2 protein-coding genes and 2 pseudogenes are annotated in these 3936 nt (G+C 33.2%); 1 reads left to right on the top strand and 3 read right to left on the bottom strand.

Going from position 1 to position 3936, the window contains the following annotated elements; all coding sequences use genetic code 11:
- Nucleotides 1–83: 83 nt before the first annotated feature.
- The 3 genes and pseudogenes from ACFQZ1_RS15125 to ACFQZ1_RS15135 form a co-directional block, all read right to left on the bottom strand.
- A pseudogene (locus ACFQZ1_RS15125) lies at nucleotides 84–949 on the bottom strand (Rpn family recombination-promoting nuclease/putative transposase).
- 141 nt (nucleotides 950–1090) lie between these two features.
- A pseudogene (locus tag ACFQZ1_RS15130) lies at nucleotides 1091–1377 on the bottom strand (DDE-type integrase/transposase/recombinase); the annotation flags it as partial.
- Nucleotides 1378–1476: 99 nt separating this feature from the next.
- Nucleotides 1477–2691 carry an aspartate aminotransferase family protein gene (locus ACFQZ1_RS15135; protein ID WP_377883008.1) on the bottom strand — a complete coding sequence of 405 codons (1215 nt, stop codon included), beginning with the start codon at nucleotides 2689–2691 and terminating at the stop codon, nucleotides 1477–1479.
- 420 nt (nucleotides 2692–3111) lie between these two features.
- Between ACFQZ1_RS15135 and ACFQZ1_RS15140 the strand changes: the two genes are divergently transcribed.
- Nucleotides 3112–3444 carry a hypothetical protein gene (locus tag ACFQZ1_RS15140; protein WP_377883009.1) on the top strand — a complete coding sequence of 111 codons (333 nt, stop codon included), beginning with the start codon at nucleotides 3112–3114 and terminating at the stop codon, nucleotides 3442–3444.
- The last annotated feature ends 492 nt before the right edge of the window (nucleotides 3445–3936 follow it).

Consider the following 3936-nt stretch of genomic DNA (forward strand, 5'->3'; position numbering starts at 1 on the left):
TCGCGCCCGAGGTCGGAATTTTCTCACCAGATATAATAAAAAGCTTTACGAATGTTTTCGCAAAGCTTCCATAATTACCTATACTATAATAGTAATTTTCGTACTTTCTCTGTACTTAAACCAGTGAATTTTGTAATATCTTCTAAAGACATTCCATTTTTATGCATACCACGAATTAATTGTGCACGCTCAGCTAATTTACCTTCTTCATGAGCATGAGCTATTTTAGCTTGTTCATCTAGAAGTACTTTTTCACGTGCTTCATAAGCTGTTCGGAAAGAAGAATCATGGCTCATATTTTCCCATTTATTGATTGCCTTTTGTAAAATTGGATCTTGATTCATTGCAATCTCCTCCAATGTTTGAGTTAAATGTTCATCTTCATGGGCTGGTAACAATAACATCCATCGAACAAATACATTTTCCCACGGTTTTACCTTTTCTTCACGCCACTGTTTAATCCATTTCGGTATCTCTACAAAATGGATTTCAATATCATTACTTAATACTTGTCTCGATTTTGTATTCCACAATTGTCCGATAGTATGAAATGTATCATCGTGAGAAAACAAAATAAAATCTAATAAGTTAATGGTAATGGTTTTCCGAAGAGAACGATACGGCATCCCTTCTTGCATTTGGGACGTATAGAGTTTACTCCAGTAATATAAAGAACGTTTAACCATATCATGTGTATTCCTAAGCTGGATTTCAATATTTACTTGTGTTCCATTGTCAAGTGTCGCTAATAAACCTAAAATTGATAATTTATCGTCTTCATATGATTTGTGAAGATGCGGATCTTCTAATTGTAGTGAAGCGATTGGTACCTCTAACGATTCAGCTAAAACTGCATTTAAAAAACCAATTAAGATTTCTTCATTCCCTTTGTTCCAAATAACTGTTTAAAAGCAAAATCAATTCGTAAATTTACTAATTTGGTGGACACGGGCTTCCTCTCCCTGTCTATATCATTTCTTTTTCTCATTGTACTTAAAAACAACCCGGACATGTAAACGAACCTTCGGCCTATTCTACATATATAATTGAATAATTGGCTTCTCTTTTTCCAACTATTCAATTATATAAGATGAACCGGATTTTTATCTACCGTAATGACGCCAGGCTTAGAAACACGAAAAAACCGCAAAGCTTTCTTGAAGAAGCACTTTACAGTCTTTGTGTCTTGCATTTCACTGGGATAAAAATCAATCGTGTTTCCTTCGGAGTCCACTGCATGATATAAATATATCTATTGGCCTTTACTTTGATATATGTTTCATCCTTCCTTCAAAAATCATTTGTTAGCTTAAGATGAGGTCTTACTCTTTCATCTAATTCTAATCCATATTGATGAACCCAACGAATAATTGTTGTTCACCTCTACTTACCATTTGGCTACGCTCTCCCCATGATTGAAGCAGGAATTATACTACTGAAAATTATGACAAACGAAAGGATAAGCATATATCACAATCAGCTTGTCAAGGCAACTGATTTAGGAATACAGGAGATAAACTGCTTAATAAATTCATCAATCTCTTCTTTCGTAATAATAAATGGCGGCAGTAACCTAATAATATTTCCTTGTGTCACATCAACTAACATTCCTTTATCCATTAATGATAACTGTATTTTTTTCACATTTTCATTCGTATCATTCATGCTAATGCCAAACATCATACCAGAGTGACGTACTTCTTGAATAAAATAAGAATTTTCTTTCTGAATTTCTTGAAGTTTATTATTTAAATATAAGGATGTTTCATAAGCTTCTTCCATTAATCCATCGTCAATTAATGTTTTTAATACAGTTAACCCTAGAGCCGTTCCAATTGATGAGTGTGCAAACGTTGTTCCATGATCCCCAGGTAAAAATGTATTACATAACCGAGAACCTACTATTATTCCGCCCAGCGGTATCCCGCCTCCTGCTCCTTTACCAAATTGAATAATATCAGGTGTAATATGAAAATTCTGATAAGCAAACAACTTTCCAGTTCTGCCCATACCACTTTGTACCTCATCAACTATAAGAAGTACATTATATTTTTCACATAAATGCTGAACTCCTTTTAAATATTCACTTGATAGAGGATATATCCCACCACTTCCTAATACAGGCTCTAACATAATTGCAATCGGCTGTTCATTAATAATTGTTTCTTCTAATTCCTCTATATTTTCACGCTCCACTTCATAAACAGGGATAGAAGTTTGAGGGAAATTTTGATATATACTTTCTTGTCTCGTAAAGTGAAGCGCACCTAATGTTCGCCCGTGGAAACTACCTTTAAGTACAACTATTCCCTCACGTTCTTCTTTTGTTATATTTCTATATTTATCAATTAACTTTAATGTTGTTTCTGTAGCCTCAGTACCAGAGTTTGTATAAAAGACTTTACCGTCCTTCAAGGTATAACTGACTAATTTCTTTGCATATTCAATTGCAACTGGATTTAAAAAATGAAAAGGAAGATGCAAACATTTTTCAACTTGTTTTAAGGTGGTTTGCACGATGTTTGGGTGATTGTAACCTAATATATTGACTCCCACACCAGAAAATAAATCTAAATATTCTTTCCCATTTACATCATACAGTTTACAACCTTCTCCCCTTTCTATAGCAACCGGCGTACGGTGATACGTAGATATTAAATATTCTTTATCTAATTGAAACCAATTGGTCATGAATTATTCCCCCTAGGTGTAATTGAACTTTACATTATTTTACATTTTCTAACACAAAATTTTTGAACTCATGAATTGACCGTGCCATCATCTTATTAACTGTTGGAAAAAATGTCTGAGCATGAAACTTCTATTTACTCCCCTTTTCAATGCTCTTATATTTTTACGATTTTAATTTAATTGAATATAAAATAGACGATTTATTCATAAGCTTAAAATGATTCCCTTGCTATCATTTTTGCATAACTATATCTATCCTAAAAGGTCCACAGCATATGTATTTTCTTTAACCAGCGGTATAGTTTTAGGTACCGTTATACAATTTTGAGATGAAGAATGTTTCAAATTTAAAGGCTCTGGTGCAAATATGATTTATTTAGAAAAATAGAATCTCAATATCCTTTTCATTTATGAATTACGATGCTAATCCAAATAATTTATGTTACATTGCTTTCTACTCAATCTTACAAAGCATCTGGTATTCTAACTGTTAATTGGCCAAGAACAGTCTCTATTGCAGCAAAATGTGATACAAAAAGTGGAAGTGAATTGCTTGTCAAACTTGTTAATTATCACACTAAACAAATATTCCATCCATTTTCTGTCTATCTACAACCAGGTAATGATGCAAGTACATCAATGACACTTCCTATAGGTAAATGGTATCTTGAAATTAGCGGTAAAACAAAGGGAGCTATTGGTGTAGCTACTTATGGGCTAAATTTTATCCTGTTATCTCCCTATCCTTTATGAACTTCCCCAGTTTTAATAATTGAACTTTATTCAAAAGAAACAACCACCTACGAACTCACACATTGTATAAACTCAACAAGAAGCATAAGCTTAAAATGCTTTAACTCCCTCTCCCTCATCGGCTCCCTGCGCAAACAAGGTTCATGGTAATCTATTTAAGAGCATTACTGTACGGAAACCGCAGGTACATCATTGGTAAGGGAAAGACTTGCCCTAAGAAAAGCTTAATACCGATTTCATTTTCAATAACCCCCAAAAATATCTCCCATTTTGTCCCTATTTTTGTCGTGAAATGTACATTTCCATTATAACGATAGTGAAAAGTATCTATACTAAACATTGCTAATCTTTCGTACATTATTTCTCAATTCACTAAACATTCCACAATATGTTAAATTAAATTTGAAAAAGGCTACTTTTTCATTAGCCCTTCTCAAACCTCATATGCAAGTTTGATAGTGACACTCATTAATGGGTGTCTTTTTTTTTTTT

The sequence above is a fragment of the Bacillus sp. CGMCC 1.60114 genome, assembly GCF_042676365.1.
In the GTDB taxonomy this organism is placed as follows: domain Bacteria; phylum Bacillota; class Bacilli; order Bacillales; family Bacillaceae_G; genus Bacillus_A; species Bacillus_A rhizoplanae_A.